The organism is Clostridioides sp. ZZV15-6388, assembly GCF_020657755.1.
Taxonomy (GTDB): Bacteria; Bacillota; Clostridia; order Peptostreptococcales; family Peptostreptococcaceae; genus Clostridioides.
The window spans coordinates 1-353 of sequence record NZ_JAGWCU010000121.1 but is presented as its reverse complement, the minus strand read 5'-3'; the positions used below and the strand labels follow the sequence as shown (position 1 = coordinate 353).

Below are 353 nucleotides of genomic sequence, written 5' to 3'. Positions count from 1 at the left end.
ACAATTTGGAATCCATAAAGTAGTAAAAGGTTTAAAAGGTTTTAGTTCAAGAGTATTAAGAGAAAATTTCCAACATTTAAAGTCTAGTATGCCTAGTATGTGGACTAATAGTTATTTCGTAGGAACTGTTGGTTCTGTAAGTTTAGAAGTAGTTAAACAATACGTAGAGAATCAACAAGTTAGGAGTAAGAAAAAATGATAAAAACTCATAGAGTAAAATTAAACCTAACTAGAACACAATTTGAATTAGTAAGGGAAAAACAAATAGAGAGTGCTAATTGTTGAAATCATATAGTTAGCTTATCCAAAGAATACTATTTTGAACATAAACAATGGATAAAAAAGAATGATAT

At 27.5% G+C, this 353-nt stretch carries 1 protein-coding gene; it reads left to right on the top strand.

Going from position 1 to position 353, the window contains the following annotated elements; translation table 11 throughout:
* Nucleotides 1–199, top strand: a 199-nt coding sequence (gene tnpA / locus KGF48_RS20790; RefSeq protein WP_227868506.1) for an IS200/IS605 family transposase, incomplete at its 5' end; no start/stop codon positions are given.
* Nucleotides 200–353: the final 154 nt, after the last annotated feature.